The sequence below is a fragment of the Marinilactibacillus psychrotolerans genome, assembly GCF_900101525.1.
Classification (GTDB): domain Bacteria; phylum Bacillota; class Bacilli; order Lactobacillales; family Carnobacteriaceae_A; genus Marinilactibacillus; species Marinilactibacillus psychrotolerans.
Genome location: NZ_FMZD01000027.1, coordinates 20,868 through 27,511, shown reverse-complemented (window position 1 = coordinate 27,511; position 6,644 = coordinate 20,868). Strand labels below are relative to the sequence as shown.

The 6,644-nt window shown below is 34.7% G+C and carries 6 protein-coding genes; all 6 read right to left on the bottom strand.

Going from position 1 to position 6,644, the window contains the following annotated elements:
• Nucleotides 1-197: 197 nt before the first annotated feature.
• A complete protein-coding gene (locus BLT22_RS11225) occupies nt 198-1,019 on the bottom strand; it encodes a purine-nucleoside phosphorylase (protein WP_091763332.1) in 822 nt (273 codons plus the stop codon).
• Between the two features lie 38 nt (nt 1,020-1,057).
• On the bottom strand, nt 1,058-2,227 hold the full coding sequence (gene deoB / locus BLT22_RS11220; RefSeq protein ID WP_091763330.1) for a phosphopentomutase: 1,170 nt from the start codon (nt 2,225-2,227) through the stop codon (nt 1,058-1,060).
• Between the two features lie 55 nt (nt 2,228-2,282).
• Complete coding sequence (gene xerD, locus BLT22_RS11215; protein WP_236048939.1) at nt 2,283-3,191, bottom strand: site-specific tyrosine recombinase XerD; 909 nt, start codon at nt 3,189-3,191, stop codon at nt 2,283-2,285.
• A 6-nt stretch (nt 3,192-3,197) separates the two neighbouring features.
• Nucleotides 3,198-3,662: a Fur family transcriptional regulator gene (locus BLT22_RS11210; RefSeq protein ID WP_087058517.1), complete on the bottom strand. Its 465-nt coding sequence runs from the start codon at nt 3,660-3,662 to the stop codon at nt 3,198-3,200.
• Nucleotides 3,663-3,768: 106 nt separating this feature from the next.
• Nucleotides 3,769-4,641 carry a CvfB family protein gene (locus tag BLT22_RS11205; RefSeq protein WP_091763328.1) on the bottom strand — a complete coding sequence of 291 codons (873 nt, stop codon included), beginning with the start codon at nt 4,639-4,641 and terminating at the stop codon, nt 3,769-3,771.
• 198 nt (nt 4,642-4,839) lie between these two features.
• Nucleotides 4,840-6,597 carry a pyruvate kinase gene (pyk, locus tag BLT22_RS11200; protein WP_091763326.1) on the bottom strand — a complete coding sequence of 586 codons (1,758 nt, stop codon included), beginning with the start codon at nt 6,595-6,597 and terminating at the stop codon, nt 4,840-4,842.
• Nucleotides 6,598-6,644: the final 47 nt, after the last annotated feature.

Below are 6,644 nucleotides of genomic sequence, written 5' to 3'. Positions count from 1 at the left end.
CTTTCTCTCTAGTTTCCGCAAATTCTAGATTAAGGGTCTTCTTTCTTTTTGTCTACCCTATTTTTTTCCATTTCCTACATAAACTTTACACATAGCTCTTCTTTTCTCTTAACTGGATACTCTCTCTTAAAAAAAGATAAAGATGAGGAGTGTTCATCTTTATCTTTTTACATTATTAAATTTTAATAAATGTATTATTAAACTTTTGAAACAAAGTCTTTGACTAAAGACTTAAACGATTCTTTTACTCTTGTTGTAACTTCAACTACTTCAGCATGATCAAGATTACTTTGCATTCCAGCGGCATAATTTGTAATGCAAGAAATTCCAGCTACTCTTAACCCAGCATGGTTAGCAACTATAACTTCGGGAACTGTAGACATTCCTACAGCATCTCCACCTAATTTGCGAATCATGTGAATTTCTGCTGGCGTTTCATACGTTGGCCCTGTTAGTCCAAAGTAAACACCCTCTTTAATAGATACTCCAAGATCGTTTGCACATGTATTCAGTGTTTTTTGGTAATCCTTATCATATGCTTCAGTCATATCGGTAAATCTAGGCCCTAGAGTGGAATCATTTTTCCCAATAAGCGGATTTGCCCCTGTGAAATTAATGTGATCCGTAATGATCATAAGATCTCCAGGGTTAAAACTAGCATTCACTCCTCCAGCAGCATTCGTTACAACAAGCGTTTCAACTCCTAAGGCTTTCATTACTCTAATAGGAAAAGTAACGGCTTGTAGTGAATAGCCTTCATAATAATGAAACCTTCCTTGCATTGCTAACACCATTTTTCCACCTAGTTCGCCGTATACTAGTTGTCCAGCATGGCCTTCTACAGTAGAAATAGGAAATCCAGGAATTTCAGTATACGGTATTGCAATTTGATCGTTTGTTTCTTCAGCTAGTTCACCAAGTCCAGATCCTAACACAAGACCTACAGTCGGTTTACTGATCCCTTTACTTTTAAGATAATCTGTAGCTTTCTCTATACTATCTAAATAATCTCTATCCATATTTATATTCCCCTTTACTCAGTAGATAATTTATACTCTTATTTTAAATCTGATAAGATACTCGTACCAAATCCAGTGCTCTCTACATTAAAATTGTCTGCTATTGTAGCACTGATATCGGCAAAGTACCCTTGTGATAAAGCTCCGTTGCTTTCCATACTAGGTGAATAAAATAGCACAGGAACAAATTCTCTTGTATGATCGGTACCGGGATGTGTCGGATCATTTCCATGATCAGCTGTTATAATTAATAAGTCATCTTCTTCAAGCATGCTTAAAATTTCTGGAATCCTAGCATCAAATTCTTCTAAAGCTTTGGCGTACCCTTGCACATCTCTTCTATGACCAAACAAAGCATCAAAATCCACAAGATTAGTAAAACTTAATCCGTTGAAATTTTTTCTCATGACTTCAATCAGCTTATCTACTCCATCCATATTAGATTTTGTACGTACCATTTCAGTGATTCCTTGGCTATTAAAGATATCATCAATTTTCCCAACTGCTATGACATCTTTACCATTTTCTTTAAGAGAATCTAGTACAGTATGACCGAATGGACTGAGTGCATAATCATGTCTATTACTTGTTCTTGTGAAATTTCCAGGTTCACCGATATAAGGTCGCGCTATAATACGACCGATCATATACGGATCATCTTTGGTTATTTCTCTTACATATTCACAAATTTCATACAATTCTTCTAGTGGAATAACCTCTTCGTGTGCTGCTATCTGAAGTACGGGGTCAGCAGAAGTATAAACGATTAAATCTCCTGTTTCCATTTGGTGCTTCCCATATTCATCAATAATTGCAGTTCCGGAAGCTGGTTTATTCGCTACAATTTTTCTACCCGTGTGTTCTTCAATTTGTTGGATCAGTTCTTCTGGAAAGCCATTTGGAAATACTCTAAAAGGTGTTTTTATATGAAGCCCCATAATTTCCCAATGACCAGTCATTGTGTCTTTACCGACTGATCTTTCTTCCAACTTAGTATAATATCCTATGCTAGTTGGAGTTGCTTCGACCCCTTTAATCTTTTCAATGTTGCTTAAACCTAACGTTTTAAGATTCGGTAAATCCAATTCAGTATTTTCAGCAATGTGACCGAGAGTATGGGCGCCCTCATCATTAAATTCTTTTGCATCTGGTGCTTCTCCGATACCTACTGAATCCATAACGATTAAATGAATACGTTCGTAACTCATACTAATTCCTCCTATAATGAATTTTTTCAACTATTTAATTGAATTTCCTTATAATTTATGCTCTTGGGTGATATGTGTCATAAACTTCTTTCAAGCGATGTTTTGTAATGTGAGTATAGATCTGAGTAGTAGAGATATCGGAATGTCCTAGAAGCTCTTGGACTACTCTTAAATCAGCTCCGTTCTCCAGCAGATGAGTAGCAAATGAGTGCCTTAAAGTATGTGGTGTAACATTTTGCTGTATACCTGCTTGTTGAACCATTTTCTTGATTTTTTTCCAGACACCTTGTCTACTAAGCTGTGTACCTCTTATATTCAAGAAAACATAAGGTGAAGACTGTACAGCTTTTCGTTCTAGTTTTGGTCTACTATACTCTAAGTAATATTCTACCCATTTTATTCCTTGTTCACCAATTGGTAAAATCCTTTCTTTGTCTCCTTTACCAATTGTCTGAATCAATTTCATCGAAAGATGTAATTCTTCTAATTTAAGGTTTACTAGTTCAGAAATCCTGATGCCTGTAGCATACATAACTTCTAAGATTGCCCGATCTCTTATTCCAATTTTATTAGAGATATCTGGTATGGATAATAGTATATCAATTTGATTGGTGGAAATCACTTTAGGTAGAGTTTGTGCTTTTTTTGGCGTTTCAATGTAGAGCATTGGGTCTTCAACAGCTAAACTTTCCTGTTTTAAAAACTGATGAAATCTTCTTAAGCTTGATATCATTCGAATAAGAGAATTATCAGATTTAAGTCCGTTTTTCTGATTTTCCAAAAAATTCAAAATAATATATCGATCTACCTGATCCCAACCCTTAATATTTTCTTGATCCAAATAGGTAATATACTGTTTTAGATCTCGTTGGTAACTTTCAATAGAATTTTTAGAAAGTCCTCTTTCGATTTTTAAAAAGATAAGGTATTCTTCTAATGATTCTTTTTTTAACTCTATCGACACAGTACATTACCCCTTATTTAAATCCTCAGATTCTTTCCTGCATTTATTACATAGACCATGAAAAGTCAGACGGTGATCTTTTATTTTAAAGTGATAATTTTTTTCAATTTCATTTTCTACATCTGTAAGCATATCCTGTTCAACTTCATCAATTTTACCACAATTTAAACATAGTAAATAGTGGTGTTGATGCTGTTGGTCATTGTTATTTATATCATACCGTGAAATGCCATCCTGAAAAGCTAGCTTATTGATTATATTTAGTTCCCCTAATAATTCCAAAGTACGATATACGGTTGCTAAGCCTATACCAGAATTTATTGCCTTAACTTGCAAATATATTTCTTCTGCACTTAAGTGCTCTTTCTCTAATATTACCTTAAGTATATCTTCTCTTTGAGGGGTTAACTTATAACCCGCTTTATAGATTCTTTGTTTAATCTTTTGGATAGCTGTATCTGATTTTTCCATAACTTTCCCCTTAGAATAAAAACAATTATAATCTTGTCTTAAAATGTCCAATTAATTATAATCAGTATAATCTAGAAAAGCATAAGATACAACCATCCATCCTTAACTAGCTCTTATCAAATTGATTTTCTTCTAATAACTTAGTACCGGTAGTATCTTGTTCAACTAGTTTTTGTTTTAATAGACGTCCTATAGCACGTTTGAATTGTCCTTTACTAATCCCGAAGTGATCTTTTATAGATTGCGGATCACTTTTATCATGATATTCAAACTTGTGATTTGGTGAACGTCTTAATACTTCAAGTAACATTGCTGCATCATCATCTAATACTTCATGAGCTCTTGGCATCATTGATACATAATATACGCCATCTTCTCTCAATCCTATTATACGTCCGTTGACTAGCTCACCCAATCTTGGTTCTCTTTCACGTTCTGATGGATGAATAAAGCCAACATAATTATCTTCCATATAAAAATAGGTTCCACTTTTTTTCATTTTAAAGGCATGTCCACTTACATCCTGATTATGAAATTCTTTTTGACCCGTTCTAGAGATTGCATAAAAATCTTCTTCCTCAGCTAGTTTACCCCACATACGTTCCTGTTCATCCACACTTACTGTAACATATAAGCGGTCACCTTTTTTAGGCCATAAATGCCCCTCATTAGGAAGATCATCAAGTGAGATAACTAAATCTTTATTTTCCCAGTTTACGTTTACGAAAACTCCTAAACTTCGTTTAACCTCTATAACTTCTCCCCAACCAAAATTTCCAACTCTGACTTCAGGAATTTCCAAAGAAAATAATTGATTGCCCTCTTTGTCAGTATAGGCAAACCCTTCGATCGTTTGTCCTAATGTTAAATCGATTGAATTTTCTGATACTACTTGGTAAGTTATTCCATTATTTTGAACAAATGTCACTTTATTATTCTTATCCGTCACCATACCCGTTATTACTTTACCCGTATTCATTTATTCTCACTCCTTTTTTTATAGTAATTATGAACTTTAAAAGAAAAACGATGAGATATAATCTTAGAGAAAGTTATTGTTACTATCTCAGATAAATCATGACTATCTGAAATTCAACTTATTCCAAGATTTATATTATCTCATCGTCAAATTCATTACTACAAAACTTAACCCACTCAAATTATGGTTTAAGTTAAATTAAATTGCTGTAGTTGCTCCACGGTAAATAATACCTCGACGAGCATCTACTGTAATTAATTCGTCTTGTACGATTAGTTCAGTTGCATTTTCTGCTGACACAACTACTGGAATACCCATTGCTATTCCAATCACTGCAGCATGGGAAGTTAATCCACCTTGCTCTACGACAATAGCAGCAGATTTTTCAATTGCTGGCAAATAATCCTTGTCTGTATTTTGAACAACTAAAATGCCACCTTCAACCGCTTTATCATTTGCTTCATCGGCTGAAGAAGCTACAATTGCTTTACCAATAACAGATTCTGAACCAACGCCTTGTCCACTGACTAATTTAGAACCGATTAATTGAATTTTCATTACATTAGTTGTTCCACGTTCTCCTACAGGGACTCCAGCTGTAATAATAATCAAGTCACCTTCTTTAGCGTACCCTTTTTCCATTGTAGTTTGAGTTGCTAAATTAAACATATCATCAGTTGATGTTGGTTTCTCAGCAATCGTTGGGATAACACCCCATTGAAGTGATAATCCACGTGCAGTTTCTTCAGAGAAAGTAACTGCTAGTATATCTGATTTTGGACGGAATTTAGAAATCATACGAGCAGTATGTCCAGATTCGGTTGCTGCTACTATCGTATTAATTTTTAAATTACGAGCAGTATGTCCTACTGCTTGTCCAATTGCTTCAGTCATATCACCTTGATCATATGATTTAAGCGCATAAGCATCTTGACCTACTAATGCAGATTCCGTACGGATAGCAATGTTATACATCGTTTGAACAGCTTCTACTGGATAGTCTCCGGCTGCTGTTTCTCCAGATAACATGATTGCATCTGTTCCATCAAAAATTGCGTTTGCAACATCGGATGCTTCTGCACGTGTTGGACGCGGGTTAATTTGCATAGAATCTAACATTTGGGTAGCTGTAATAACTGGTTTCCCAGCAGCATTACACATACGGATCATGTGTTTTTGAACGATTGGTACTTCTTCAGCTGGAATCTCTACACCTAAATCTCCACGTGCTACCATTAATCCATCAGCAATTTTAAGAATTTCTTCAAGGTTATCGACACCTTCTTGGTTCTCAATCTTAGGAATGATTTGAACATGTGTTTTCCCAGCTTTTTCTAAAACTTCAGTAATTTCTAGAACATCAGACGGGCGACGTACAAAAGAAGCAGCAATATAATCAATATCATTTTCTAATCCGAAATTAATATCATTTCTATCTTTTTCAGTCAAACCAGGAAGATTTACAGAAACACCAGGTACGTTAACCCCTTTTTTATTTTTAAGGTCACCAGTATTAAGTGCTGTAGTAATAATTTCCCCTTTATCATGATCGATATCTGTCACTTGCAAGTTGATTAAACCATCGTCTAGTAAAATACTTGATCCGGGATTTACATCATTAATCAAATCTGCATAAGTCACTGAAAATTTCTCAGTAGTTCCTTCAACTTCAGTCATTGAGATACGAATGGTGCTACCTTTTACGATTTCAATTTTACCGTCTACCATGTTATGTGTTCTGATTTCAGGTCCTTTAGTATCTAACATGATCGCGATCATTTTTCCTGTTTTCGCAGCTGCTTCTCGAATGTTTTTAATACGTGCTAAATGCTCTTCATGATCACCATGTGAAAAATTCAAACGAGCTACGTTCATTCCAGCTTCCATTAATTTTGTTAAAGTTTCTACCGATTCACTTGCCGGTCCAATAGTACAAACAATTTTTGTCTTTTTCATAAAAAATAACTCCCACTTTCATTTTATGTTTTTTAGATAATATAAAG